Source organism: Nitrosospira sp. Nsp1 (genome assembly GCF_900100985.1).
In the GTDB taxonomy this organism is placed as follows: Bacteria; Pseudomonadota; Gammaproteobacteria; order Burkholderiales; family Nitrosomonadaceae; genus Nitrosospira.
Map to the genome: position 1 here is coordinate 45,584 of NZ_FMUF01000001.1, position 26,599 is coordinate 72,182.

The window sequence follows — 26,599 nt, forward strand, 5'->3', positions numbered from 1 at the left end:
AAATCAGGATTTGTCGCTTGAAGCGGAACTGGCAGCGCCGCTGCCATGCAGCAGCGCTGCCTGTGATTGAGCGTCTTTTTTACCATTGCTGGGTGCGACGACACCCATGGAAATAATATATTTCAATGCCGCATCCACACTCATGTCGAGCTCGATCACATCACTTTTCGGCATCATCAGGAAGAATCCAGAAGTGGGGTTGGGCGTAGTCGGCACATAGACGCTCACATAGTCTCCCTTGAGATGGTTGGCCACATCGCCGCCCGGATGTCCGGTCATGAACGCAATGGTCCACGAACCCTTACGCGGATATTGCACCAGCAATGCCTTACGGAACGCCTCCCCCTGACTGGAAAATAGCGTATCGCTGACTTGCTTGACACCGTAATAGATCGATTTTACGACCGGTATGCGCCATAAAACACCTTCCCAGAATATCACCAGCCGCTGGCCGATGATATTGGTCGTCAGCAAGCCGGTGAGAAATACCACCAGCAAGGTTAACACCGTACCGACACCGGGCACATATACGCCCACAAACGCTTCAGGACGCAGGTTCTCCGGCAAAAGCAGCAGAGACTGATCCATGGTACCAATGAGAAATCTCAACGCCCAGGCGGTAATGCCAAGCGGCACCCAGATCAGAAGCCCGGTAATGAAATAGCGTTTCATATCAGGGGATTGGGAACTTACTCACTAGGGCAGGCCGGGCACGCGGTACCCGCAACTGGTGTTGCCGCAGGTCCGGTTTCACTCTTGACAGCGGCTGACGCTTCCGCATCGGATTTCGGTTTTGGCTTTGCACCATTCTTGAAATCGGTAGCGTACCAGCCGCTGCCCTTCAATTGAAAACCCGCAGCGGAAATAAGCTTGACATAAGCATCGCTGCCGCACGAAGGACACGCCGCAACCGGCGCATCGTTCACCTTTTGCAGATATTCTTTTTCAAAACCACAGGACCCGCAACGGTATTCATAGATCGGCATGACAGCCCTCCAATACAGCGGAATAGAAAAAATGAAATTATACCTCAACCACTTGCTTAACCGGAAAATATGGGCTGCAAGCGGAGATTACAAGATGGGCTGCCAGATATATACGAATGCGCCCGGATTAATGCCGGGATACGGAGTTTGTGCGATCGATCTACGGTAGAAATCGGCGATAAAACAGAATGGCACCCCCAGAAAAATGTCGGGTATGCGGGTATTGAAAATGGATGGGGTATTCTCAGACAGATCTACAGCGTTTGCATCGGGCGCAGATCAGGTCCGACATATACGTTTCAGTGCAGTTTCAGTGCACGTTTATGATGTAATCGTCACGATTGAGAGAATGATAAGGTTTTTCCTGACAAAATCGAGTGAACGCCAAATCTCCAGCTTCAGTTTCCGAGTCGGCTTCAATGTCGTAATCAGCTAGAACTCCGCTGTAGTTAGGCCGATCGTCTACCGACGGTTCGGCAGGCGCTATAAGAACCTTGTATCTCATAACTCCTCCATATTTATCTTGCACCTGATTTTGAAATTTCATTCAGTCACGATTTATCGGGCCATACAAGTAAAGTATAGGCAATAATTGACGCCCACGCCGGCACACCTCGATAAAATGGCCCTGGTAATCGCGTGGTAGCGCTTGTCCTCGGGCTCGGCCCCTCAGCAGTGCGCATCAGTGATACGGGGTGCGGTCCCCCCTTGAGGATTTTCGGAACTCCTGATACTTCTCGAAATGTCAAAAAGACGCGAACGGCAAACGGACGTTAAACTGGAAACTGCTTCTTCGATATCGAAGAAGCAGTGTTTGATATGGCTCGATTAAAGCGTTTTGAGGTACTCCAGCAATGCCTTTTTCTCGTCAGCCGAAAGTGTAGTACCAAATTCATGGCCACAGCGGCTGTTGCCGGAATTTCGATCGCTGCAATCCGTAGTCTCCAGCGTATAGTCGAACTTGGTCTGCTCAATGGCAAGGCCTACATTAACTGTGTCGTATGCCGGACCAACCTTGAAGGAACTTACCCGCTCAGCCGCTGGTTTCAGCAACTCCACCAGCGTGGGGACTGATCCATTGTGAAGATAGGGAGCAGCCGCCCAGATACCCTCGAGGACGCGCGATTCATAAGCGTAAGATGGTGCGGCAGCGGCAGCCGTTACGGGCGCAATGAACGCATCACGAAGAGATTCTGTTTCCGGTGGAAAAGGAGACTGCGCACCCTTCATCCGAGCTTGGTCTTCGGCTTTCATAAGAACGGGCACGTAGTGCTGGAGGATGGAGCCGAGAACGGCTGTTCCCAGAACATTGAAGGCAGTATCGACGGGCTTTAGCGGCTTGGCGAGAAGCGGAATTTTCGCGCCGTCAAGCACACCCGTCTTGACGGTCCGGCCGAGAACCTCGTACTCCTTGGAATCCGTGCCGACATCCATCACGGGCGTGGCCCAGGTTTTTTGGTTAAGAAACTGAGTTTTCCCCGGTTTGATGCCATGGCAATCGGCGCAACCACCCTGTCCAGTATTACGGGCGAAGATCTCCTTGCCTTTATCGGCAAGCGCCTGATCCACCTTCCATACCCATTTGGGAGGACCTATTTTTTTTACTAAATCTTCCAACGCGCCCAGCCCCTGAAATTCAGCTGAGTTTTTGTGCAGATAGTCGATTCCGAGCAGATGCCGCGCATCTTTCTTTGGACGAAAAATCCCGAACACGCCGTAAACTTCTCCAAGATTTCTGGCAAGGCCAAGAATATCGTTGCCATTGCTGGCGAAACCAGGCCACTGGGTCTTGTCCTGAATTGCGGCATTCCAGAGAAACGGATAGCGTACCGGCGCGATGGCTGGCTGAATGTTCTCAGGGATCATGCGAGTAGGCGAAGAACCAATATCGAGGCCGGCGAGCCGGTTGAAGATCATCGATACGGCGTCGAGTCGCGCCGGCCCCCAGGGCTGCTCAGGAAGTGACCCCCCCATCAACGTGTGATAGGGCAAATACCAGGCCTTCACTGCCGCTCGCAACGTCTCCTTCTCCTTTGAGGTCGCCGACGAACCCAGTACAGCATGCGCGAAATCCGCGAACGCCTGTTTATTTGTCAGGATGGCGTTCACGGCGACATCGAGGTCAGCCAGGAAACTCTGGAAATCGACGATTCCCGGCCCACCATCGATCAGATATGCGGTACCGTCAACCTCAATCTGGCGGGTATGACAGGCGGAACAATTCATGCCAATTTCCTGCTCTTCGCTTCCGCTGGCAACGGTAAATCCAATAGGTAGTCCTGCGGGCTTACTGGTTTTATTGGGTAGGTAGCCGTATCGGCCAAGGCTTTCAGCCATGAATGGCTGGCCATTTGGCTGCTTCAGTGCGGAAATCCAGCTCAACGGCATGATACGTGACCCTTGGTCACGACTATAGAAATCCTTTCGATCTGAGGCTGTCCATTTCGTGCCTTGGTCCACGAGCACGGGTTCGGCGGCAGTTAAAGCCGGAGGCGCAAGCAAGGCCAAGGTGGATAGAATGCTGCCAATACAGGATAGAACTTTGATTTTCAAGATTTATCTCCCCTCTTGATTAATGAATCGGGATATCTCATGGATCCGCCGCGCTCCTGCTGCCTCGCGTTGCATGAAAGTTTTGAATGTCAACGTGTACGCCAACACCTAATCCTTATGAGCGAGAGTCACAAGTTATCGACGAATTTCGGAAACCTCCCGGTTGAATGGATCAAGTTGACTTGGATGCCGGGTCGCCCCGGAATACAGGTCAGTTGATGCCTGGCGGTACAATTGCGCAGTGCGCTCTTATTAATTATTGATTTTCGACTCCCTCGCCACGAGGGCGTTGGAGCTTGTCACCGCCTCCTTAACGGAGGGAAACTGGAGAATACTGTCGCTGATGGATGGTCTGAGGACCCAGCCGCAGGTGCTGCCTTGGCTGACCCGAAATCAGAACTAAAAGAGACTGAAAGAAGTATGGAGCAGGTAAAACAGGGGTAATCAGAAAAGAAGAAAGGATTTCCTCTCGCTATTCAAGCATTGAGTAATAACTTCTGTGTGCTTATATTGTTACAGGTAGTCCGATCCATGCTCCGACAGTGGCAACTTCCCGGTTGGGGCCAGTCGCTCGCCCGCTCTCTTTACTCGGATATTGAAGCCCTGGCCGATGGGGTGGGTGCTCTTATTTCCGCCCGCATTTTATACTCTGAAAACCGCGCTAGCTCTAGGTCATGACGTAGGTAAGTTCAGTTTGAGTTATGCTTGAATGTTGTGTATGACATAAGATAAAAAGGCGGCGTATTCTTGATGTTCGATCAAGATCATCAACCTTTTACCAAGGAGTGAATACGCCATGAGTAACGATAACGTTTCTGAACTAAAGAATCCAGGGGTAGCGAACGAGGTTCGCGATGTATTGACGGAAGTATTACGCGAAGGGGCGCGCACGCTGTTGGCACAAGCCATCGAGGTAGAAGTGGCGGAGTTTCTCCAGCGGCACCGGGATCAGAAGGACGAATCGGCCACGCCCGCCTGGTGCGCAATGGATATCTGCCGAGGCGCATGATTCAGACGGGCATTGGTGCCGTGCCGGTCACGGCCCCACGGGTGCGGGATCGGGCAAGCAAGGTTCGGTTTACCTCCTCGATTCTGCCGCCGTACTTACGGCGTACCAAGACCATTGAGGAACTGCTGCCCTGGTTGTACCTGGAAGGCATCTCGACAGGCGATTTTTCTGAAGCCCTGGCATCCCTCTTGGGGCGCGATGCGCCGGGATTTAAGCAACAAGCAGTATGTGTATTGGTGGGTGAATGGCATCCATTTTGGTGTGCGGTTGGAAGCGGCAAACCAATGCATCCTGGTGATCATAGGCACCACGGCTGAGGGCAAGAAGGAATTGGTCGTTTTGGTGGACGGATTTCGGGAATCCGAGCAATCGTGGAAAGAAGTATTGCTGGATTTGAAACGCCGCGGCTTCACGGGCATTGGGTTCTGGAAGGCGCTGCCGCAAGTGTTTGGCGAAACCCGTGTACAGCGCTGCTGGATGCATAGAGCGCCAATGTGTTGAACAAACTGCCCAAGCACTTGCAACCCCAAAGCCAAATCGGATTTGCATCAGATCTGGATGGCGGACACCCGGGAGAACGCACACCTGGCCTTCGATTTATTCGTGCAAACTCACCAGCCGAAATACCCGAAGGTGGCTGAGTGTCTGAATAAGGATAAAGACGCATTGCTGACCTTTTATGACTTTCCGGCGGAGCACTGGATTCACCTTCGCACTACCAATCCGATTGAATCGACGTTTGCGACAGTACGGCTGCGAACCGCCAAAACCCGGGGCTACGTCTCGCGGGCAAGCATTTTATCAATGGTATTTAAACTGGCGAAGAGCGCTGAACACCGCTGGCTGCTTCGGCGAGGATCTGAATTAATCGCCAAAGTTATTGCTGGCATTCAGTTCAAAAACGGGATCATAACGAAAGCAGAAAATCATCAAAGAATCGCCGCCTGATTAAGCTGCCATACACAACATTTGACTATTTCTCGTTCAGTTTATTTTCATACCATTTCTCCTTTCACCGAAGAAAGGCGCAAACGAACCAGAAGACCACCAAGAAAGCGGCTGAAAGTCAGTTGTTGAGTTATCCTGCGGCGTTCACATCAAGTGGAAGTGCTTAGAATCACTCGGATTTTGAGGGACGAGCAGAAATGAGAATGGCTTATGGATCATAAAGCGGCAACCAGCTTAAGTTTACCTGCGCCGAGGTGCTGAAGGGGCAAGTTCGTTATAAGCAACTCGCTCTCTTTTTTAGGTAGTCGGGAGCTATATCGAAATTCCTGATACACATTGTGAAAATCCTCATAGAGGTTTTCAATTACATCGTGATTGTCATAGCTTAATAGCCAAGGAAAATTCGCTTTGCGTAAGCTGTCAGCTAAAGCAATGTGTCCTTTCAAACGATAGTTATATCTATAGAGTTTCTTTCCTTGAAGAAAATAAGGTGGATCAACATAGAATAAAACTCTGTCGTTATTACTTTCCGCTTTTATCACATCAAGTGCATCTGCAAATTGAACATCAACTTTGTCTCTAAGTGTCGTCAGTAACTCAATCCGTTCAGTTAATTCATCACGGTTGAACCGGCAATCTATATCGTAATTAGAATCCTGGGACTGCCCACCTATCGGACCAGAGTGAAGCACACCAGAAAAATTTGTGCGATTAAAAAAAAGTGCGGAAAAGGCAAGCATATCTATTTGTGACTCGTCAGGTTCGTCAAGATTAAGTAGCGGTCTGAGTGAATGCCATGTGCTTAGCGAAATTGCAGTATTATTTATCAGGTGCAAAAGTTTCGATGGGTTAGTAAAAACGCATTTCCAGAAAGAATAAAGGAGTGGATCCCTCTCGGAAATCGATGCAGAACTGCATACCCCCGATCCGATGAGCGCAATAGAGATAGCGGCACTTCCCGCATATGGCTCAAATAAATGACCCCCTTCGAGCCGTTGATCCTTAATAATTCGCGTTATAACTCCCGTCAGTGAAACCTTCCCGCCGGGATAGCGCAAGGGACTCTTAAAATTCGTAGTCACGCTGTTGCGATGGCCTGTTTCATTCGATCTAGAATACCCAAAACCCAAGCTTTAATACTGTCAAAGTCGCCTATTCGATCTATTGAAAGGTTTGTATCATTTTTTGCTAATTCATAACCTTCATTTGCCAGTCTCGGGATCACGTACCGATAGTACACATTCCCGTATTGCCGGGTAAGAATGTGTATTCGTTGTTGCAACGTTGCATCCTCAGGCACTGGAATGCAATAAGGGATAAATAACGCAGGAGTAGGGTGGGAGGAAGGATTGTCGGAAAACCAGTCGTGGTGAAAAGGAATCAGGTACTCGACAACACTTTTGTTTGGCCAATTTCCACCTGTTGCAACCTGACCAAGAATATATAACCGGCCAGCAGCAAAATCAGCTCGGTGAGCCCACGCAATGATGTCGATTCCTCCATCTTTGAGACTTAAGGACACTCCTGGAAGCGGACTATCACGGACCCTCCCTTCGCCGAATAACTCATATATTTGCCGTAGCTTATCTAAAAAATTGCTGCCATCGGGGCGAGGGAACCCAAAAGACCAAGCGGAGCCCTTGGTGACACTAGCGGCAGCCCAAGTTGAACAAGCCTGAAAAAGATCACGTACTTTGTTATCCAATTTGTACGAAAACTTATCGAGTTCAAATATCTCGGAACTATTCGCACTGGATAGAAGCAAACAAAACAAATATACAACATTGCCTACTTCAAGATCCGATTTCAGCCTAAGTCCTTCTCCAGACTTATTAAATTCAAATGGGTAAGCAGCGTCAAGACACTTGATGCGCTCACGTACTTCCGTCAGAACGGTTTCAAGGAATTGCTCATCGCCATCCCGAGCTCGTGACGTTTCTCTACGGCCGTCCGGGGCTGAGTCCTCAGTATTGCGCCGACGATCCCACATCCTTTGAAGATCGCTAAAACTAGCAGCTTCATATTGGGACTTCAGAACGTAAAACTCAAACCAGTCAGCTATAACATGCACTTCACAATCGAGGGGCATTTGTGCAAGCGGCATAGTGGACCTTATTTATTGATCAGTTCTTTTGGTTTTCTTTTTCATAATCGTGATAAGCGTATCCGCCAGCTCAACAATCTCGTCAGCAATAGCAATTAACGATGCGTCCCCAGTATATTTTGGAAGAACCTCAACCGCTTGAGTTAGCTTTAGATGGGCTTGGCCTAATGCCTCGCTAAAAACTTCGTAGGGTGAGCGTACCTCATTGTATGCGACGGCCAATGAAGACCCAGCCCGCAATCTTTGCAAAGCTACAGGATGTGATATAGCTTCCCCAACGTGCTTTAAATCAGGATTCTGGGAACGAACTAACGGGACAACCGAGTCCTCCTTGCTGCCGTAAATATAACGAATCACTTCCTTCAGCTTGTCTTCATTTCTTGGAGAAACCGGATTTACAGCTGGACTGCGGTTCCATCCTGGCTCAAGTCCTAAGAAATTTTGGTATTCGGTTCGGCCGAGTGCGGTATACAAATGAGAAAATGCGAATTTCCCCTTATTGTGGCGATCAGAAATTTCAAAAAGTCGAGATTTTTCGGCCTGTTCTAATACGAAAATGCTACTAATATATGCACGGATTGTGTCATTATCGTCCCCAAGTTGACGTGCAATTCCGTCAATCGAAAGCCCCTTTAGGGCTTCCTTCTTATACCAGTCAGCTACAAAACGCGCTTTGGCATACGCATCCCATCGGTGCGGACCATTGATATGTTTGAAACCAATAAATGCATGCGCGTCAGACTCACTCTCAACTCGCCAAACAGTGACCTCTTGCACGCTATCCAAAACCTCTTGTGAAATATCACTTGGAAGACTTATCCGGCATCGTGCCGCAAGATCAGAGTTCAATATGAGCTTAATCGATGCAAGTCGACGATTACCTTCCAGGACACGGAAGGGACCGGAAGACTCACCAATAACAATCAGCGGTTCTAAATCAATGTACTTGTTAGCGCATATTGAAGTAATGAGCTCATCCAACGACGCAATCTCGTTTAGCGCCGAGATGATGTCTTCCTGAGACGCTGTGTTGTATATATCTCCCGTAACAAGTCTCGGGTTTGTGTGATCAAAACCTAGAAGGGAAATTGGACAACCAGCGGTTGGCTCACCGATTTTTGCTTGAAATGTCATTCTCGACTCAGGAATAATGCTCAGCAAACGATTGTACCTACGACAACCCGATCAAGCAATGAATGTCCTTTTATCGCTAAAGGGTTACCCTTTCCATTGTGCTACGGCAAAAGGGCAGACGTCTGCATTTATACGACTACCACTAGTGCAGTGAGTCATTCTTTGAGGAACTTATAATTTAGATTGCGCTCCAATGATCAAGATAACATCCTTGGATTCACCCAGAATCGATCCGGCATCCTTATTCTGGATCTGCGGCAGCAGTTGATCAATCAGTTCATCCGGGAATAGCTTGTGGGACTTCGCTTTGGTCTTTCTGCTCTTGGTGGTCATCGTATCGGTCTTGGTGTCTCCCTTTCAATATCATCTCATGACCTTACACACAAAATAACTGACAGGCTCCCCGAAGTAGGCTTTTCAGCCCAGCAGATACGGTCGCAATCGCTTGATAATCTCACCTAGGCTACGCCCGCCTGAACGCCGCGTCAGTTGCCGCACCCGTTGTTTGAACGTCGCCAGCGGTTTGGCGACCACCTTGCACTTGATCTCCCCTTTGCGGGCGAAGTACCGCGTCGTGCGCACGTCGCCCTAGCCGGAAGCCGTAGCCATGCTCGCTGAAAGTTGGGTCGAGAATTGGTTGCAGCCCTTGCAGCAACGCTTGCTGATCAGCCGATCCGTAACCGTCGGGATGGGAGCCGTTTGGGTAATATCCAGCCCGTCCACACCCGCCGCACCTTTGTTGGCTCTTACCCGCTTGAACGCCCGTTCAAGTTCTCCCTCGTCAGTGCCGCCAGCAGCGGCACCGGCCCTGTGTCGCGGGCAGCTTGCTTCGTCACTAACAGGATTACGCACGGCTTCACCGTGCTACGTCCACCCGCCCCGCTTGCGCGGGTATCTGGCACTTTGCTTGCTGCATCGACATGGCCTTGAACACTTCTCCTCGTTCGGCCCTTCGCACCCAACTCGCAGCTACTACGATCCTGCTGAGTTCTCGCCCTGGTTCAACACCGTCGCCCTTTTGGGCACAAGTCGAGATATCCCCAGGTAAGAACGCATTCCTTCCTCGCACAACCGCCGGATCTACGCTACCTCGCCTTGATCACACATGAGCTTCGCGGTTTATTGTCCGATCGCCCTGCCGGCAGCGCCGTCTATCTGGTTCTTTTTCATCAGCTCGCAGTTTCGCTCAACGCCTCCTCCCCACGCCCAGTCGCCCTCATGCAGTTGCGCCTCGCTTCGTTCGCTGTGATCAACTCACGGTGGGATTTTCACCCACAAGAATGCGCTCATGCTGGGCGCACAACAACAAAGCCCAGTTTTTACTGGGCTTATTAAGCATTTCTGTACGGCGTCGGACGCCATAAAACATCGATCGAATCAAACATTAAACCGAAAATGCATCACATCCCCATCCTTGACCACATACTCCTTGCCTTCGAGTCGCATCTTGCCGGCCTCCTTGGCTCCTTGTTCGCCTTTGCACGCGATGAAGTCGTCGTAAGTGATGACTTCGGCGCGGATGAAGCCTTTCTCAAAATCGGTATGAATCACGGCGGCGGCCTGGGGAGCGGTATCCCCTTTTGATATGGTCCAGGCGCGTACTTCTTTCACGCCGGCAGTGAAATAGGTTTGCAGGCCGAGCAGCTGGTACGCAGCGCGGACCAGCCGATTCAGTCCTGGCTCTTCCAGGTTCATGTCGTCCAGGAAGATTTTCTTGTCCTCGTCGGGCATCTCCGCAATTTCCGCTTCCAGGGCTGCGCATACCACCACCACCGGTGCGCCCTCGCGCGCGGCGTATTCCTGTACACGTTCAAGCAGTGGATTGCCGGTGAATCCTTTTTCGTCAACATTTGCCACGTAAATGGCGGGCTTGGCGGTCAACAGGCAGAGCGGCTTCAGCAATTGCTGTTGTTCCTTGTCCAGCCCAAGGTTTCTGACGGGCTTGCCCTGGTCAAGGTGTGCCTGCGTCATTTCCAGCAGCGTCACCAGCTTGATGGCCTCCTTGGCGCCGGATTTTGCCAGCTTGGTTTCGCGTTGCAATGTCTTTTCGACGGTAGCGAGATCGGCCAGCGCCAGTTCGGTCTGTATCGTCTCGATGTCCGACACCGGGTCAACACTGCCGGCTACATGCACGACGTTGTCATTGACGAAGCAGCGCACCATGTTGACGATTCCATCAGTTTCACGGATGGTGGCCAGAAACTTGTTGCCCAGCCCTTCGCCCTTGGATGCACCCGCCACAAGGCCGGCGATATCGACGAACTCGACGATTGCCGGCTGGATCTTTTGCGGTTTGACGATCGCGCTGAGTTTGGCCAGACGCTGATCAGGCACCTCGACTATGCCGATATTAGGCTCGATGGTGCAGAAGGGATAGTTTTCCGCGGCGATACCGGCCTTGGTCAGCGCATTGAATAGAGTTGATTTCCCTACGTTGGGCAACCCAACGATACCGCATTTCAGGCTCATAGCTTATTTGGAGAGGTAAATGCCGAACCGACCAGAAACGGTCACGAATGGCAGAGGTGAAAAGGAGAAAATGAATGCGCAGTCTTTCTCAAGACTTACCCTTCATTCTTTACTACTTTTGGTATGCAATTTCATCATGGCAGCTTGGCAATTTCCTTCCGCGATGAGCGGCCAGACCGCCAGGCTGCGGTGAATAGCCTCATCTATCAGTGCCGCTTCTTCCTTGCGCGGCGGCTGCAAGACGTAATTTACCACGGCATTTCTATCGCCGGGGTGGCCGATGCCGATGCGCAGGCGCCAGAATTCCCTGGTGGCAAGATGCGCGGCGATATCCTTCAAACCATTATGCCCACCCAGTCCGCCATCCAGCTTCAGCCTGGAGGTGCCCGGCGGCAAATCCAGTTCGTCATGGACTATGAGAATTTCTTCGGGCTGGATTTTATAAAAACGACATAAAGCGGCGACGGCTTTTCCGCTGGCGTTCATGTAGGTCTGGGGATTGAGCAGCCACAATTCCGAATCGCCGTGACCGATGCGCGCACACAAGCCATGAAACCGCGCTTCTGCTTTTAACGTGATACGCAATTCATCCGCCAACCGGTATATCCACCAAGTCCCTGCATTGTGGCGCGTTGCCGCGTATTCCTTACCGGGGTTTCCCAAGCCGACGATGAGTTTCATTGAACCTAAATCCGGTAGTTGGACGGGGTGAAGTGTACGGTTTTTAGGGTACAGGGCAAGGCGCAACGACGCGGAATGGTCGTTCCATTCCAAGGAGTTGCAACGCAGCCATGTGCCCTAAAAACCGTGCAATTCACCCCGTAGCGCCCTCACCCGGAAGGTGAACGTCATATAATGGAAATATTATTATTAATCATAACACTGATCTATTAAATGAACGGTCAACTACCGGATTTAGGTTGAATCCGACAGAAGGAGAAATACGCTTGTTCATTAAAGAAAAGCCCGCCGGAACAGACATGGCTCCAGCGGGCCTCACGTAAGCTACAGGGTTTATTTCTTCTTTCCCCCGTCTTTCTTGCCGGAATCCTTTTTCTCTCCTTCCTTTGGAGCTTCTTTCTTCTGTACCGTTGTCGGGATATCGCCCGCGGCCACGACCGCTGCTTCTTCCGCAGCCACTCCCCGCGGAATGACGATGGTCGCTACAGGCAAATTATCGCCCTTGGCGAGCGCTGGGATCTCCACGCCTTCCGGCAGCTTGATATCGCTCAGGTGCAGCGTGTTTCCTGAGGCTAGCTCGGCCAGATCAACCGAAATGAATTCAGGCAGATCCTTGGGCAAACAGGAAATGTCCAGTTCGGTAAGCACGTGGCTGACGATCCCGCCGGAAAGCTTCACACCGGGGGAAATGTCCGCGTTAACGAAGTGCAGCGGCACTTTCATGTGTATTTTCTTGTTCGGGTCGACACGCTGAAAATCGATATGCAGCACTTGAAGCTTGAATGGATGCATCTGGATGTCGCGCAATAGAACCGGTTCTTTCTGGCCTTCCACATCCATGGACAGGATGGAGGCATGGAAAGCTTCGAGCTTGAGCTTATGATACAGATTGTTATGATCCAGCTCGATTGCCTGGGCCGGGTTTTCTCCGCCGTAGATGATTCCCGGGACGACCCCGGAACCACGCAGGCGGCGGCTCGCACCTTTGCCCTGCAGTACGCGCTTTCTGGCGCTGATTTCAATTTGCATCTGTTTTCTCCACAATGTGGATCATCCGCGACCAGATGATCCTGATTAATAAAACTTGTACCGGTCTCCGAATTCTTGTCGAGATGTTTCTTTTTTTCTCTTCCCCCGAATTCGCAGATATGTCCTTTTTATTCCATGAACAGTGAACTCACCGAATCTTCATTGCTGATCCTCAGCATCGTTTCCCCCAACAGACTTGCCACGCTCAACTGATGGATACGGGTACAGGCTTTGGCGTCCTCACGTAGTGGAATCGTGTCGGTGACCACCAATTTGTCAAGGGCGGAATTCTCGATGCGCTCCACGGCATTGCCCGACAGTACCGGATGGGTGCAATAAGCGAGCACACGCTCCGCCCCTTGCTCCTTTAAAGCCCGGGCCGCTTCACACAGGGTGTTGGCCGTATCCACCATGTCATCCATGATTACGCAGGTACGCCCATCAACCTCGCCGATTATGTTCATTACCTTGGCAACGTTAAATTTCGGGCGGCGCTTATCGATGATTGCCAGATCACATTCCAGGCGTTTTGCCATCTGTCTGGCCCGCACCACGCCGCCCACATCAGGAGAAACCACTACCAGATTCTGGTAATCGTTTTTCCAAAGATCGCCCAGCAGGATCGGCATGCTATAAATATTGTCCACGGGAATATCGAAAAATCCCTGAATCTGGTCCGAATGCAGATCCATGGTCAACAATCGATCTATCCCGACGGTGGTCAGCATGTTCGCCACCACTTTGGCGGTGATTGGCACTCGCACCGAACGCGGCCTTCTATCCTGGCGGGCGTAGCCGAAATAAGGTATCGCCGCCGTAATTCGCCCGGCAGAGGCCCGCTTCAGCGCATCCACCAGGACCAGCAACTCTACCAGCGTATCGTTGGTAGGCATGCAGGTGGATTGCAAAACGAATACATCCTTGCCCCGGACGTTCTCGAGGATTTCCACCATTACCTCGCCGTCGCTGAAGCGACCCACCGTCGCACGGCCAATACGGATATTCAGATGCCGCACCACATCCTGCGCCAGCTTGGGATTGGCGTTGCCGGTAAAAACCATCAAGCTATCGTAGGCCATGGCTGGAAGCTATAAGTTTGAAAATTCTGAACCTGGAACCGAGGGATTCAAGCGAATACAAGTGGCTCTCGCACATCTGATCTGACTGGGCCTGGAAAGCCTGACTACGCCTTCCGTGGAGCGCGCGTGGGATTATTCGGAGGTTCCTTATACTTCAAAACCTGAAAACTGGCTGGGGAGGTAGGGATCGAACCTACGAATGCCGGAATCAAAATCCGGTGCCTTACCACTTGGCGACTCCCCAATAACTATTCCGCAAAATCATGCATGGGATGATGATCCAGTCCCTGTGCCACAAAACCATTCATACCGGATGGAACTTGCGACAGCGCCGACCTTGCTGCCCGCTCTGTGGCGAACTCCGCAAATACGCAAGCGCCCGAGCCCGTCATTGCAGTTATCCGGGGGCCATCGAGCTGCTTCAGCCATTCAAGATGGCGCGCCACCTCGGGATATAGCCGGCATACCACCGGTTCCAGATCATTATGCCCGTGCTCGATGGAAAAGGGCGGTATTTTGATTGGGATTGTGTTTCGTGTCAATTCCTCGCTGCTAAAAACCTGCACGGTCGGCACGTGCACGGGTGGGGTCAGGACCAGATACCACGCAACCGGCAAGGCGATAGCCGAAAGCGCTTCGCCTATGCCTTCAGCAAAAGCATTCGTTCCGAAGATGAATACCGGCACGTCCGCGCCCAGCTTGAGCCCCAGTTCCAATAGCCGGCTCTTTTTCCAGCCCAGGCCCCACAAACGGTTGAGTCCCAGCAATGTCGTGGCCGCATCGGAACTGCCGCCGCCCAACCCACCTCCCATCGGAATACGCTTTTCCAGAAAGATATCGACACCCAGAGAAATGCCGCTTTCCTGTTGCAGCAACCTTGCGGCACGCACGCACAGGTCCTTGTCTTCGGGTACACCGGGCGTTGGCGTATGCAACTTTACCAAGCTGTCTTTCCGTAGTACCAAATGAAGCTGATCCGAGAAATCCAGCAATCGGAACACGGTTTGCAACAGGTGATAGCCATCCTCCCGACGTCCGACTACATGCAGGAACAGGTTAAGTTTGGCGGGCGCCGGGCAGGCAAGTCTGGTCATCAAATCCACGTGCTTCAGCGATCCCCTGGGTTCCAGTTATCTATGATGAGTTTTATCTGAAGACCGTTTCGCCTGAGTACCAATAACCTCGGATATGTAGTCCCGGACTGCCCGGTTTGTGTCAGCGCCACAGGGGCATGGCCCGAATAATCAATCTCCCATCCGTCCTGCCGAATAGCCACCACGGACCCATCCATGTCAAGGTCTATCGCCGATGCCGTAGCGGGCGCATTCAGGCTTTGTACCCAGTATTGCAGCCCCATGAGGGGCAACCGCCAACCCAGCGCCTGTTCCGTCAGGCTTTCCACATCAGTCGCGTAATAACGCTTGTGCTCGGAGGTAGTCAGGTATACGCCTTCAGGCGTGCGTTGAATTTGCGCCAGCGTCTGACCTAATGGGGAGAGCAGAAGAATTTCATCGCCTCCGCCGCCATGATGCCATTGTACTCCACCTGAGAAACTTTCTTTGCCACCCTTCACCGATACCCTGCCAATGAGCCCGAAATCTGCCGATGTCGCATTGGCCAACCCGACAACAGGTTCGGTAACGATAGTGCGGACGGCATTTTTGGGGGCATGAGTGCTGAGAGTGGCGCACCCCGAAAAAAGAACCGGTATGAACAGCATGCAGAATATGAAAACCTGCCGGGAGAAAACGAGGTCTTGTTTTAACGACGAACTCACCCGGATTACCGACTGCTTCGTCGCAATACCGGAATGACTAATCATTATACTACTTCATGAACCTCTTCATTGTGCTGAGCAATACCTCATTACCAGAATGAGTCTCAAGCGCTGACAGCCAGACATCTGCCGCCTCTTTCTTTTTCCCCTGCATCCATAGCACCTCTCCCAGATGCGCCGCAATTTCCGGGTCCGGCGCCATTTCGAATGCCTGTCTCAGATAGCTGAGTCCCTGGTTGAGATTGCCCATGCGGTAATGGACCCAACCCAGGCTATCCATTATGTATGGATCAGCAGGAGAAAGGGCGATAGCCTTCTCGATGAGTTCGAGTGCTTCAGGCAGGCGGTCGGTATGTTCCGCAAGGCTATAGCCGAGCGCATTGTAAGCATGAGCATGATCCGGCCTCAATTGGATCAACTTACGCAAATCCTGCTCCATGATTTCGTATTTACCGATTTTTTCCGCTGCCAACGCGCGGTCATAGAGCAGATCGGGAGAATCAGGAAGTTTTTCGAGGCCCTTACTCAGCAATTGGAACGCTTTCTGGTACGCACCGCTCTCGCGCAGCAATTGCGCCTCGGCGATCATCAACTGCGCACGCTGCTGGTCATTCGTCACCTGCAATTGCTGCAAGTGCTGTAGAGCCTCATCGGTCTTGCCTTTTCTGCTCAGCAGAATGGCATACTTTATCTGTGCCGGCAGATACTGGGTCCCAGCCGTTACCGAGCGATACCACTCCATCGCGGTGACATCATCCTGGGTTTTTTCATGAATGCCACCCAGATAAAAACGCACCAGGCCCGGATCTCTGTAATCCAGCTCCAGCGCTCTCTTGAAATTGGATTCGGCCAAGCCATATTCCCGCAATTCCATCGAGAGCAAACCTACAGCCACGGCGACATCGGCGTTATCCGGATTTTCCGCCAGCAATTGCTGGAATTGGTCGCGTGCCTTGGTGTAATCTTTTTCCGCCAGCAATAACCGGGCGTAGGTAATGCGCGTATCGTTGGCTTTGGGATAAGTCTCAAGATAGCGTTCAAAAAATTTGATAGCGCTGGCATTGGATTCACGCGCGAGAATTCGGCCCTCATAAATTGCTGCCATCTCCCACTCCGGGCGAAGTGCCAATGCCTTTCTCATCTCTGCCAGCGCAATATCGAAACGATTGGCGAGCCACGCTGCCTGAGACACGGCGAAATGCGCTTCCGGCAGCTTTGGATAAGGTTCGGCAAGTTTCCTGACCAGCTCAAATGTCGCATTTTTGTCCGAGCTGCGTACCAATAGGCTATTCAACTGCATAAAAGCCTCATCGATATTGTTTCCGGCAGAGGCCAGCAATTTCTCCAGATGGGGCCGGGCTTCGTCCAGCCTGTTGAAGTTGACCAGCAGCGCTGCCAGCGTCTGGCGGGCACCGACCGAATCCGGATCAAGCGTTGCCCAGATGTTCGCTGCTTCAAGCGCGGGCACGGGTTGGCGTGATTGAAGGGCGATTTCTGTCGCTCTCTGAGCGACACGCGAGTCGCGCGTGGTCCTCGCCAGTTTGAGATAAGTATGGGTAGCGATCGCCGGATCACCGCGCTGAAAAGCCGTCTCCCCCAATAGGAAATCGAACAGCATGGGAGGAGTCAAGTCCTGGCTGGGCAATTTCGACTGTCCAGCGCCTGTCTTTTGCGACTGATTGCTCGCCGTGACATCGGTCTTGGCAGGAAACTGCGCACAGGCAGCGAGGAAAAGCAGCGGTAATGCGCCAAAAATCTTAAAGCTCATGGGGAAGTCCGCAACGTTCGAAAAAAGGCTGTCAAGGACGAGGCTGTCCTTCAGTACAATCCACATATTAGGTATATTTTACGCTTATCACAAGTGCACATCAGAACGACGATGTCGTAAATGTGTTTATCGTCGGCTCTGTTAATTCAAAAATGCCTTCTCAAATCGTATGAAGAAGCACAGCGATCAGCTGATAAGGGAGGGATGCCCGAATCCGAATCATCATGATATTCTCATGGCCGAACAGCTCGCCTCAGCCGCCATGTCGGCCAAGCATGCTGAATCGATCCGGCGGAGATGCGCTTAAGTCGACGTATTGTGTTTTTTTTTGAGTGATTCTTTCATAAGCCGAACCATATTTTTGGTAATCTCAATTGCCTGAACTGCCTGAAGTCGAAGTCATCCGCTGCGGAATCGCGCCCCATCTTGAAGGCCATCGCGTTGCTCGCGTCACGATACGGAATCCAAATCTGCGCTGGCAGGTGCCATCCGATCTGGAAAAAACGCTTGTCGGCGTGACAATCAACAAAGTAGTGCGGCGCGGAAAATACCTCTTGTTCGACTGTGGCAAAGGCGCGCTGATCCTGCATCTTGGTATGTCGGGCAGCTTGAGGTTGCTGCCCGCCGCAGCGATAACCGCGCCGGAAAAACATGACCATGCCGATCTGACTTTAGACAACGGCACGATTCTCCGCTTCAAGGACCCACGCCGCTTCGGCGCAATACTGTGGACTTCAGCTGATGCCATGCGCCATCCGTTATTGGCTCAGCTTGGTCCCGAGCCGCTCACCGAAGCGTTCAATGGATCCCTGTTATATGAACGGACGCGGAACCGTAGTGCCAGCATCAAAGAAGTGCTGATGAATAGCCGCATCGTCGCCGGTGTCGGCAATATTTATGCGAATGAAGCGCTCTTTAGGGCAGGCATCAATCCCATGACACCGGCGGGTGAGCTTGAGCTAAGCAAATGCAAAAACCTGGCACAGGCCATAAAAGACACACTCAATCTGGCGATTGAAGCGGGCGGCAGCAGCTTGCGCGATTTTGTCGACAGCAGCGGCAATCCCGGCTATTTCCAGCAGCAGTACTGGGTATACCACCGAACCGGCCAGCCATGCCGTAAATGCAGCACAAATATCATGCAAACCCGGCAGGGGCAGCGTTCAAGCTTTTATTGTCCGCGCTGTCAAACAGGCCAGAATAATTGAACTCGATGAATTTTTTTGCCCGAACGAAAAGCGATCGCGCCTCTATTAAGGAGTAAGACTGGCGGCTGCTGTTGAATTTTGAATGCCGTGGTATCTTGATGTCATGCTCTGCCGTTAACATCCTGGTTGCCCCAAATACATTTAATGACTGCTGAATCTTCGGTTTAGATTTAATACCTGCATAGGTGTCAATATTGAGCAGCAGGTGGCGGATAATATTGGCTTGTTCCTCCGGGAAATGTACAGCAATGGCAAAACTGAAATATTTTCCTACACTTCTACATGGATTTGTCGGCGATGGCCGGATCAAGGCGGGTGCGGAACACGTGGTGGATATTTTTTACAGCGCCAATCTATTGAATTTGCCGCTGTGGGTGACGGCGGATTACCAGCATATTACCAACCCGGGCTTTAATGTGGATCGGGGTCCGGTAAATATCTATGGAATGAGAATTCATGCCAAGTTTTAGTTGCATCAACTCGATCTTGTAAAGAATTTATGACATTCGAGTGGCGGGTGGAAATAGCAACTTACTCCGAGCTGCTAGGACTCCAAAAAGCTTGACTGACATAGGCCTCCCGTGCCAGTCGCTCGCCGCACCATCAATCGAAGTAACCTGTAACACGGCCTCGATTTCAACCTCGCTCGATCCGAAGGCATGTACTACAAGATCGCTCGTCGGGTAGTCGGCCTCTTCAAGGATCTGCTCCAGCAGTGCGAGCGCTTCCTTTCGACACTCGCGTTTGGCGATCACATAGACCGTGTTGGTCATCTCCACGCTTGGCGTATCGTTGGGCTGGCGGTTGATGCGGTTCACTACTGGTCGCAGAAGCGTGTTAGCCGTGAGGACGAAGATCGTGCCGAGCAGTGCCTCCAGGATCAAACCGGCCCCAGCTGCGGCCCCCACTGCCGCCGAACCCCACAGCGTGGCAGCGGTGTTGATTCCCCGGATGTTACCTTCTTCACGCATGATAACTCCGACACCAAGGAAGCCAATGCCGGAGACCACCTAGGCGATAACATGCACAGCCCCCTCGTGACCTTGTAGCCGGTTAGCCATATCCACAAAAAGCGCCGCACCGACAGCTACCAGCACGTTGGTTCTGAGGCCTGCTGTGCGTTGTCGGAATTGACGTTCCAGGCCGATGAGGCCCCCCATGATGAACGCGGTGGCGAGACTCAACGTAGTGTCAGCCAAAGTTGATATTTTCGATTGCTTCCATAGCGCGCCTCATTGCCAGCCGTAACGGCGGATATAGAAACCCTTCATCGCTTGAGTCAGAATCATATAACCCAGCAGGATCGCCGCCAGGATCGGGAAGTAGGCAAGCGGCAGAGCTTGCAGTTTGAAATACTTGGCGAACGGCCCCATGGGAATGAAAATGCCCACCGCCATGCATGCGTTCCACGTCGGAGCCCAGCAAAATGCTATTGACATCAAGCTTGACCTGATGGCAAATTTTTGTTGTTACCAATTCATTGTCGCCGGTCAGGACCTTGACCGATACGCCGTGCTCGGCGAGCGCCTTGAGCGCTGGTGCGGCGCTCTCTTTATTTAGGTGGATCGAGGAAGGTGACATAACCAATCAGGGTAAGTTCAGCTTCGTCGGCAACACCGTAAATTTCCAACACCCGGATGCCGCTTCCCGCCTTCGGCGAAACAGCGGCAGGGGATATGCTTAGCCTTGTCTCGTCGAAAAACCGCCGTCCCTGAAGGATCGGCAACTACTGTCACTCGAACAAGTGCCCAGGGCGAGTGCGCTAGCGGCTCATGGCGATGCCGATGGGTGTGAGCGCCGGTTATCGCTTCTCTATGCGCATGCTCGTGTTCCAATATTCGTACTTATGGAAATGATGATGCCTCTCGGTAAAATGCAGCCATACACCACATGGTGTGAATACCGCCGCAACCATAAACTGAATGGGATAGCGATTCACCGAGCAACTATATGGCTATGTAGTCATAATAATTTAACTTTACTCGCGTATGTGATTTTAGGTATAGTCTGCCCCGTTCTATTTTATGGAGTCCACTCGTGGGCACTAGTTCTGGTAGTTGTAGTTGCCAAAATAACGTTCTGGCTCCGTCGCGGTAAGATCACGCAAGATTCCCTTGCCATCATCTTGCCGTAGGCGGATGGTGGTATCTCAATGTTAGTGGCACCTGTCGTTAACAATCTGGTCGCCCCAAAATACACCCATTGATTGTTGAATCTTCGGCTTAATACCCAAGGTTTCTGCATGATTATGGTCTGATGCCACGCGGGTACCTGCCTGCGTCGATGCGGTATTCACCGCCGTTGCTGCGTCGGGCTATCCAAGCACGTACCTACGAATGGGTTTAGTAAACCTCGATCAGTCTCCGCAATTGGCTTATTTGATAGCCACATTGAGCAGCATGATTAAAAACCCACTTCTCCGTCTGGAGTGATAAGCCAATGATATTCTTTAAAAAAGTTATCTACGCCAATTGTCGATCAAATTCCAGCCTGCCTGTGACAATACGCCAGGGTTCAGAAAATATCAGAGAAATAGTTCTTGTAAGGATACTTCTTCTCTGTTCCATGCTGTTTACCGTCGTGCCGGTTCAGGCGCAGACCGAGCCGGACCCACGCGCTACAGACGCATTCGATTTCATGAATGTATTGGCAAAAAAGGGCTGGCATGATCTGAAGGATGAACGCTGGAACGCCTATGGCCAGTTCACCTATATTTCCAGTTGGAAGGGCGCATCCCCAGCCTTGTATACCAATCTGAATGGAAGCCCCAATTCGCTGTTGCCGGGAAGCGAAAGAAGCTTTAGCGGAACCGCTACGCTGTATCTGGGACTCAAGACATGGGATGGCGGTGAAATTTATTATGCGCCGGATATGATTTCCACGCGGCCTTTATCCGATTTGAAGGGTTTGGGTGGAGCAATACACAACTTCGAGTTGCAAAAAGGCGGCTCTGAAGTTCCTGTCTATTTTACATCCAGATTATTTTTCAAACAGACTTGGGGATTTGGCGGAGACCGCATACAGCTCGATTCTGATCCGATGCAACTCGGCACAACGGTGGATAGTAGACGTCTCGTTGTCAGGGTTGGAAAATTCAGTGTTATCGATTTCTTCGACAAGAATTCGTATTCAGGCGATCTACGCCGGCAATTTTTTAACATGGGCTTCATGACGTATGCCGCCTACGATTTTGCCGCGGATGCGAAAGGATACACCTGGGGCCTGGTGGGTGAATACTTTCATGATAATTGGGCGATACGCTTCGGTCATACAGCCGTTCCCATCGATCCCAACCAACTCCCTATCGACAGCAGGATATTTACTTACTACGGACAGCAGGTAGAGCTCGAGCATAAGCATCTGTTAAATGGTCAGCCTGGTTCTGTAAGGGTGCTGGCTTACAGGAATCACGAAAATATGGGCAAATTCAATGATGCCATTGCCGCTTTCCAATCCGACCCTAATAGAAATGCCACAACCTGTACCGGTTTCAATTATGGATCAGGAAACGCGGGAGCCCCGGATTTATGCTGGGGACGCAAACCCAATAACAAAATGGGCATAGGGATTAATCTCGAGCAGCAGGTGCTGGGCGATATCGGGTTGTTCTTCCGAGGAATGTACAGCGACGGCAAAACCGAAGTGTATACCTATACGTCAACTGACAGATCAATCTCATTGGGTGCTCTGGCCCGTGGCTCCCGGTGGGGACGTAAAAGGGATTCAATGGGAATTGGGTTTGCCGCAGGCTGGATTTCGAGAGAGCATGCCAGGTATCTGGGTATGGGCGGCATTGATGGATTCATCGGCGATGGCCGGATTAAAAGGGGTCCTGAACACGTTGTGGATATTTTTTATAGCCTCAGTCTATTGAGCTCGCTATGGGTGACCGCCGACTATCAGCATATTACCAACCCGGGCTTTAACGCGGATCGGGGTCCGGTAAATATCTATGGAATGAGAGTTCATGCCGAGTTTTAGCTGAAAGCGGATCGCCGCGAACGACTGCCTCGAAGCGCGTGGGTGACAGAAACGTTAAAGAACCGCGAAACTCCAGGGCGCCGGATGAAGATCACTCTCTCACTGATACCAAATGCACCCATGAGTCAGATGTATCTCATGATCCAATTCATTAAAAATTCCCGGTTGGTATATCATCCAGTTTTCTGATACTTTCGTACACATAAGGTCACTATGAACATTACTTTCATCGGCGGCGGCAACATGGCCTCCGCCTTGATCGGCGGCCTGTTGCAGCAAGGTTATCTGCCTGCGCAGATATGCGTGGTGGAAGCCAGCGCCGAAGGACGCGAAAGGATAAAGCAAGAGTTTAATGTAGAGGCGGTAGCGGAACTCTTCCAAGGCGTAGCGAACAGCCACGTGGTTGTGCTGGCGGTAAAACCGCAGCAGCTACCCGCTGTGGCACGAGAACTTGCGGCGCTGCTCAACAATCACCTGGTTATTTCTATCGCCGCCGGTATTCGCGCAAAAGATATTTCCCGCTGGCTGGGTGGCTATACACGTATTGTGCGAGCCATGCCCAACACGCCGGCCTTGGTTGGCGCGGCTGTTACCGGCTTATATGCCATGGCTGGCGTACATGAAGCGGAAAGAGGTGATGCAGAGGCCATACTCGCCGCGGTAGGCTCCGTGCTGTGGGTTGCGCATGAGGAATTGCTGGACGCAGTCACAGCCGTCTCCGGCAGCGGCCCAGCTTATGTATTTTATTTCATCGAAACGATGCAAAAGGCAGCGCATGAACTAGGCCTGGATCCGGCCCAGGCACGGCAGTTGAGTATCGATACTTTCGTCGGCGCTGCAAGGCTTGCAAGCCAGAGCAGCGAAGACGCCGCCACGCTGCGCGCTCGCGTGACATCGCCAGGGGGCACCACCGAACGCGCAATACGAGTTCTTGAAGACGAAGGGGTCAAGAGCGCCATCCTGCGGGCGATACATGTCGCGAACGAGCGCTCGTGCGAACTGGGCGATGAGTTTGGCAAAATATAAACTTCGCTGACTATTATCCTAAATTCGGTAGTTGACCGCTCATTTAATAGATCAGTGTTATGATTAATAACAATATTTCATATTATTTAACGCCCACCTTCCGAGTGAGGGCGCTACGGGGAGAATTGCACGGTTTTTGCGGCACATGGCTGCGTTGCAACTCCTTGGAATGGAACGGCGCCCCGAAGCGTCGTCCGAGGGGCCCCACGAAGTGGGGATCGGGCAGCGCAGGGGATGCCGCGATCGCGCTCCACACGCAAGGGGGCGCTCACATCCCGCTTCGGGGTCGCACCTTCCTGCGGAAGGCACTGCTCCACCCTGCGCGGTCGCATTCCGCGTCGTTGCGCCTTGTCCTGCACCTCAAAAACCGTACACCTCTCCCCGTCCAACTACCGGATTTAGGATTATTTCAGGAAATTGAATGCTCAACCAGATGTTGATATTCCTCCTCGACACCCTTCTCGGGCTGTTTTCCCTGGTGCTGCTGCTGCGTTTTTATATGCAGTTACTGCGGGCGCCCCACCGTAATCCACTATCGCAATTTCTCATCGCGATTACGGATTTTCTGGTACGACCGGCACGACGCATGATCCCCGGCTTCGGCGGTATCGATTTCCCCACGTTGCTGCTGGCATGGCTTACGCAGCTCATATTATTGGCAGGCGTGTACATACTTCAGGGGTACAACTTCACCTCGACTGTCGGCCTCGCAGCCGGCGCCCTGGCGCTTCTGGCGCTCGTGGAAATCGTCAAGATGACGCTGTACATCATCATGGCGGCGGTAATCATTCAGGCGGTGCTTTCCTGGTTCAATCCCTATAGCGCACTGGCGCCGGTACTCGACAGTTTTACCCGGCCATTCCTCGGGGTTATCCGGGCACGTATCCCCCCAATCGGCAACATCGATCTGTCGCCACTGTTTGTGCTGATAATTATCCAGTTGCTGCTGTTCGTAGTGGCAAGGACGGAAGGCGAAATCTCCCGCCTGTTCTGATGCCGGGTATAACATCTTCCACCTGGTACCGCTGTGATAGTGGCGGACAACGGCTTACCCTTACCCTGCATGTACAGCCGGGTGCGAAGCAAACGGAAGCGGTTGGATTGCATGGCGATGCCATGAAAATCAGGCTGGCTGCGCCACCTGTAGAAGGTGCCGCCAACGCCGCGCTAGTTGAATTTCTCGCCGGAATATTCGGGGTGCGCCAATGCCAGGTGACGCTCAAGCACGGGATTAAATCCCGGCGTAAAGTGGTTGAGATCAGCCATCCGCTCCGTGACGCCAGCGTGCTATGGAAATGTGCCAGGGATGCGGATACGGACTAGCAGTTTCGGCAAGTCATTTGGCGATAGTGATACTGGGCACGCCAACACGGGGTAAATCAGTAACGGTCATCTGAAACAGAAGGTACAACATCTGAAAGGCGTCCCGGTTCCAGTTGGCGAGCGGCCCCGCTGTGCTCACCGCGTAATATCGGCCATGCGAGTAGATCGAGAGGTCAGCTTCCTTCGGGTCTGAGTCCGACACAACGAGTCCCATTGTGGCAGTGGGATTTTCATCGTTGGCGATAGGGGGGGTTCTTGGATCCTTCTCAACATCATACTCCAGCTCTTCGCCGATTGAACGGCCCAGGAAACTGAGAATGGCGTGGAAGCTTCTCAGCCGAAAAACGCCTCTGACAGGCCACTCCCCCCCTAAAAGGCCGGGGCGGATGTCAAACGCAACATCATTGCTCATCCAGTTCCCTGCATCCATGCTCAACTGTGTGCGTTCTTCAGAGGACAAGACATTTGGATCATAGTTGGTGATGAGGACAGGTCCAGGCACTTGTTTACGAAGCGTGAAAGTATTGTCCAGCTCGTTATAGAGCATGGAAAACTCTTTCTCCAGTGCTTGAAAGCCTTCTGCGGTAACCGAGCCCGCCGGAATGGTCCAGGTGTGCTCCAGGGTCAACGGTTCGACATAAAGCTGATCCTGATCCTGAATGGCCGAGAGGTGAAGCACCACGCGGCGAAACATTTCATAGCCCGCCTTATCGGAGGGCCTGTTGCGATAGGCGACATGCTGCATGGAACGCTGAATTCGTACTTCCTGAGCCATCAACCTCAGCAAGAGATCAATATCGAAGCGCTGCCGGAGCAGTAGGGTGAACTTGTTTTGCTGAAATGGGGTAAGAATCCGTTTGGTAAATTCTTCCCCTTCGATGGGAACAATGCTGATGGTCGGATTTTCCGCGACACTACCACCGAATATTGGCATCAGCACCGGTCCCGCCAACCCGCCCAGGGCGGGCGTGGCCCCGGCATTGAATCGAAAGTCAAACGTAGCCGCAACGTTTGAGACTCCCGTAAAATGTATGGGTTGATGGTGATGCGCACGCGCGATGTTCAGCAATAGCTGCTTGGATGCCGCACTGGTTATCGCATCATCATAAGCGCCGACCGCTCTGTTGAGCGTGATGGGAGATAGGCAGCCCGACAGCACCAACGTGGCTATCAGGCCAAATAACATGCATAGCGAACGTTGAGGGCGAGAGCAAAAACTGCCCATATACTGTAGTTTCATCTGGATAAACGGATCAGGCGAGCAGAATGGGAGCGGAATAACGGATTCTTGTTGTATTTAAAGTAAATGCTCAGGACGATACGGGTTCGGCTCAAGCCATAGCACTTCGCAGGTCTACCTGTATAATCCGCGGAGTCGAGAAATTGGCTCAACGCTGCCTATATGCCCAAAAACCCAAAACGGGTATCGGCTCCGCCAGCCTGAAAGAAAGGAACTCCGCTGCCGCTTCCCAGTCTATTTCCGGCAAGACATTACCTCTTTCCAATCCCCGCGGTCAAGATGTT

At 52.0% G+C, this 26,599-nt stretch carries 27 protein-coding genes, 1 tRNA gene and 2 pseudogenes; 10 read left to right on the plus strand and 20 right to left on the minus strand.

Annotated elements, in window-relative coordinates; genetic code table 11:
- Positions 1-3: 3 nt before the first annotated feature.
- The 3 genes from BLP78_RS00185 to BLP78_RS00200 form a co-directional block, all read right to left on the minus strand.
- Positions 4-672 (minus strand): DUF502 domain-containing protein, encoded by a 669-nt coding sequence (locus tag BLP78_RS00185; RefSeq protein WP_090455190.1) that lies wholly within the window; start codon positions 670-672, stop codon positions 4-6.
- 17 nt (positions 673-689) lie between these two features.
- Entirely contained in the window at positions 690-986 is a 297-nt protein-coding gene (locus BLP78_RS00190; protein ID WP_090455192.1) for an FmdB family zinc ribbon protein, read from the minus strand.
- A gap of 828 nt (positions 987-1,814) precedes the next feature.
- Positions 1,815-3,539 (minus strand): di-heme-cytochrome C peroxidase, encoded by a 1,725-nt coding sequence (locus tag BLP78_RS00200; RefSeq protein WP_218118884.1) that lies wholly within the window; start codon positions 3,537-3,539, stop codon positions 1,815-1,817.
- Positions 3,540-4,335: 796 nt separating this feature from the next.
- Here BLP78_RS00200 and BLP78_RS16160 point away from each other — a divergent pair.
- The 3 genes and pseudogenes from BLP78_RS16160 to BLP78_RS16170 all read left to right on the plus strand — a co-directional run bounded on the left by BLP78_RS16160 (position 4,336) and on the right by BLP78_RS16170 (position 5,496).
- Positions 4,336-4,548 (plus strand): hypothetical protein, encoded by a 213-nt coding sequence (locus BLP78_RS16160; protein WP_371128839.1) that lies wholly within the window; start codon positions 4,336-4,338, stop codon positions 4,546-4,548.
- Positions 4,545-4,865, plus strand: coding sequence for a transposase (locus BLP78_RS16165; RefSeq protein WP_371128840.1), 321 nt, complete (start codon positions 4,545-4,547; stop codon positions 4,863-4,865). The genes BLP78_RS16160 and BLP78_RS16165 overlap by 4 nt, the downstream gene beginning before the upstream one ends.
- Positions 4,747-5,496 (plus strand): annotated as a pseudogene (locus tag BLP78_RS16170) (IS256 family transposase). The gene BLP78_RS16165 and the pseudogene BLP78_RS16170 overlap by 119 nt, the downstream one beginning before the upstream one ends.
- Positions 5,497-5,711: 215 nt before the next feature.
- Here the strand turns inward: BLP78_RS16170 and BLP78_RS00215 are convergent.
- The 13 genes from BLP78_RS00215 to BLP78_RS00275 all read right to left on the minus strand — a co-directional run bounded on the left by BLP78_RS00215 (position 5,712) and on the right by BLP78_RS00275 (position 17,537).
- Positions 5,712-6,578, minus strand: a complete 867-nt coding sequence (locus BLP78_RS00215) for a DNA adenine methylase (protein ID WP_176752737.1) — start codon at positions 6,576-6,578, stop codon at positions 5,712-5,714.
- Positions 6,575-7,600, minus strand: coding sequence for a hypothetical protein (locus tag BLP78_RS00220; protein WP_090455200.1), 1,026 nt, complete (start codon positions 7,598-7,600; stop codon positions 6,575-6,577). Before BLP78_RS00220 ends, BLP78_RS00215 begins: the two co-directional genes overlap by 4 nt.
- Before the next feature lie 12 nt (positions 7,601-7,612).
- Positions 7,613-8,734 carry a hypothetical protein gene (locus BLP78_RS00225; RefSeq protein WP_090455202.1) on the minus strand — a complete coding sequence of 374 codons (1,122 nt, stop codon included), beginning with the start codon at positions 8,732-8,734 and terminating at the stop codon, positions 7,613-7,615.
- A 417-nt stretch (positions 8,735-9,151) separates the two neighbouring features.
- Positions 9,152-9,316 carry a group II intron maturase-specific domain-containing protein gene (locus BLP78_RS16175; RefSeq protein ID WP_218118886.1) on the minus strand — a complete coding sequence of 55 codons (165 nt, stop codon included), beginning with the start codon at positions 9,314-9,316 and terminating at the stop codon, positions 9,152-9,154.
- A 6-nt stretch (positions 9,317-9,322) separates the two neighbouring features.
- Positions 9,323-9,586, minus strand: coding sequence for a hypothetical protein (locus tag BLP78_RS15730; protein WP_218118887.1), 264 nt, complete (start codon positions 9,584-9,586; stop codon positions 9,323-9,325).
- Between the two features lie 525 nt (positions 9,587-10,111).
- Positions 10,112-11,203 (minus strand): redox-regulated ATPase YchF, encoded by a 1,092-nt coding sequence (gene ychF, locus BLP78_RS00240; RefSeq protein ID WP_090455204.1) that lies wholly within the window; start codon positions 11,201-11,203, stop codon positions 10,112-10,114.
- 102 nt (positions 11,204-11,305) lie between these two features.
- The gene (pth, locus tag BLP78_RS00245) at positions 11,306-11,884 is read right to left on the minus strand and encodes an aminoacyl-tRNA hydrolase (protein WP_090455206.1); all 579 of its coding nucleotides are present in this window, start codon (positions 11,882-11,884) and stop codon (positions 11,306-11,308) included.
- 333 nt (positions 11,885-12,217) lie between these two features.
- Positions 12,218-12,913 (minus strand): 50S ribosomal protein L25/general stress protein Ctc, encoded by a 696-nt coding sequence (locus BLP78_RS00250; protein ID WP_090455208.1) that lies wholly within the window; start codon positions 12,911-12,913, stop codon positions 12,218-12,220.
- A 128-nt stretch (positions 12,914-13,041) separates the two neighbouring features.
- The gene (locus BLP78_RS00255) at positions 13,042-13,992 is read right to left on the minus strand and encodes a ribose-phosphate pyrophosphokinase (RefSeq protein ID WP_090455210.1); all 951 of its coding nucleotides are present in this window, start codon (positions 13,990-13,992) and stop codon (positions 13,042-13,044) included.
- Between the two features lie 169 nt (positions 13,993-14,161).
- Positions 14,162-14,236: transfer RNA gene (locus BLP78_RS00260), tRNA-Gln, on the minus strand.
- Positions 14,237-14,240: 4 nt separating this feature from the next.
- Positions 14,241-15,086, minus strand: a complete 846-nt coding sequence (gene ispE, locus BLP78_RS00265) for a 4-(cytidine 5'-diphospho)-2-C-methyl-D-erythritol kinase (RefSeq protein ID WP_090455212.1) — start codon at positions 15,084-15,086, stop codon at positions 14,241-14,243.
- Between the two features lie 14 nt (positions 15,087-15,100).
- A complete protein-coding gene (lolB, locus tag BLP78_RS00270) occupies positions 15,101-15,814 on the minus strand; it encodes a lipoprotein insertase outer membrane protein LolB (protein WP_090455214.1) in 714 nt (237 codons plus the stop codon).
- Positions 15,815-15,818: 4 nt separating this feature from the next.
- Positions 15,819-17,537 carry a tetratricopeptide repeat protein gene (locus BLP78_RS00275; RefSeq protein ID WP_090455536.1) on the minus strand — a complete coding sequence of 573 codons (1,719 nt, stop codon included), beginning with the start codon at positions 17,535-17,537 and terminating at the stop codon, positions 15,819-15,821.
- A 374-nt stretch (positions 17,538-17,911) separates the two neighbouring features.
- Here BLP78_RS00275 and mutM point away from each other — a divergent pair, with 374 nt between their 5' ends.
- Positions 17,912-18,745, plus strand: a complete 834-nt coding sequence (gene mutM, locus BLP78_RS00280; protein WP_090455217.1) for a bifunctional DNA-formamidopyrimidine glycosylase/DNA-(apurinic or apyrimidinic site) lyase — start codon at positions 17,912-17,914, stop codon at positions 18,743-18,745.
- 248 nt (positions 18,746-18,993) lie between these two features.
- Positions 18,994-19,215, plus strand: a complete 222-nt coding sequence (locus BLP78_RS00285) for a carbohydrate porin (RefSeq protein ID WP_090455220.1) — start codon at positions 18,994-18,996, stop codon at positions 19,213-19,215.
- Between the two features lie 27 nt (positions 19,216-19,242).
- On the opposite strand, the pseudogene BLP78_RS00290 reads toward BLP78_RS00285, so the two are convergent.
- Together BLP78_RS00290 and BLP78_RS15440 are read right to left on the minus strand one after the other, a co-directional pair.
- Positions 19,243-19,905: pseudogene (locus tag BLP78_RS00290) on the minus strand (MgtC/SapB family protein).
- Between the two features lie 72 nt (positions 19,906-19,977).
- Positions 19,978-20,142 carry a hypothetical protein gene (locus tag BLP78_RS15440; protein WP_176752735.1) on the minus strand — a complete coding sequence of 55 codons (165 nt, stop codon included), beginning with the start codon at positions 20,140-20,142 and terminating at the stop codon, positions 19,978-19,980.
- Between BLP78_RS15440 and BLP78_RS15735 the strand changes: the two genes are divergently transcribed.
- Positions 20,129-20,305, plus strand: coding sequence for a hypothetical protein (locus BLP78_RS15735; RefSeq protein ID WP_218118888.1), 177 nt, complete (start codon positions 20,129-20,131; stop codon positions 20,303-20,305). The genes BLP78_RS15440 and BLP78_RS15735 overlap by 14 nt on opposite strands.
- On the opposite strand, the gene BLP78_RS15740 is transcribed toward BLP78_RS15735, so the two are convergent.
- The gene (locus tag BLP78_RS15740) at positions 20,298-20,471 is read right to left on the minus strand and encodes a hypothetical protein (protein ID WP_218118889.1); all 174 of its coding nucleotides are present in this window, start codon (positions 20,469-20,471) and stop codon (positions 20,298-20,300) included. The genes BLP78_RS15735 and BLP78_RS15740 overlap by 8 nt on opposite strands.
- 839 nt (positions 20,472-21,310) lie before the next feature.
- Between BLP78_RS15740 and BLP78_RS00300 the strand changes: the two genes are divergently transcribed.
- The 4 genes from BLP78_RS00300 to BLP78_RS00315 all read left to right on the plus strand — a co-directional run bounded on the left by BLP78_RS00300 (position 21,311) and on the right by BLP78_RS00315 (position 25,075).
- Positions 21,311-22,726 (plus strand): carbohydrate porin, encoded by a 1,416-nt coding sequence (locus BLP78_RS00300; protein ID WP_090455538.1) that lies wholly within the window; start codon positions 21,311-21,313, stop codon positions 22,724-22,726.
- Between the two features lie 213 nt (positions 22,727-22,939).
- Positions 22,940-23,752 (plus strand): pyrroline-5-carboxylate reductase, encoded by an 813-nt coding sequence (gene proC, locus BLP78_RS00305; protein WP_090455222.1) that lies wholly within the window; start codon positions 22,940-22,942, stop codon positions 23,750-23,752.
- Between the two features lie 421 nt (positions 23,753-24,173).
- Positions 24,174-24,746 (plus strand): YggT family protein, encoded by a 573-nt coding sequence (locus BLP78_RS00310; protein WP_090455225.1) that lies wholly within the window; start codon positions 24,174-24,176, stop codon positions 24,744-24,746.
- Positions 24,746-25,075, plus strand: a complete 330-nt coding sequence (locus BLP78_RS00315; RefSeq protein WP_090455227.1) for a DUF167 domain-containing protein — start codon at positions 24,746-24,748, stop codon at positions 25,073-25,075. The genes BLP78_RS00310 and BLP78_RS00315 overlap by 1 nt, the downstream gene beginning before the upstream one ends.
- 13 nt (positions 25,076-25,088) lie before the next feature.
- Here BLP78_RS00315 and BLP78_RS00320 read toward each other — a convergent pair whose 3' ends face one another.
- The gene (locus BLP78_RS00320) at positions 25,089-26,315 is read right to left on the minus strand and encodes a hypothetical protein (RefSeq protein WP_090455229.1); all 1,227 of its coding nucleotides are present in this window, start codon (positions 26,313-26,315) and stop codon (positions 25,089-25,091) included.
- Positions 26,316-26,599 lie beyond the last annotated feature (284 nt).